Genomic DNA, 233 nt, shown 5'->3' with positions numbered 1-233 from the left:
CACTACCGCCGGATGCAACAGGGCAACGTGCTGACGGAAAGCCGTTATCTTTACGACCCGCCGGGCCGCCGCGTCAGCAAACGGGTGTGGGCATGTACGGTTTTTCACGATGGCTCGTGTTCACAGCCGGCGCTGCAGGAAACCGTGTGGTACGGCCAGGATGGCAACCGGCTGACCACCACGCAGACGGACAAAACCCGCATCCAGACGGTGTACCTGCCTGGGAGCTTCAC

The organism is Citrobacter sp. MGH 55, from assembly GCF_016906145.1.
Taxonomy (GTDB): domain Bacteria; phylum Pseudomonadota; class Gammaproteobacteria; order Enterobacterales; family Enterobacteriaceae; genus Citrobacter_A; species Citrobacter_A amalonaticus.
This window is presented reverse-complemented; position numbering follows the sequence as displayed.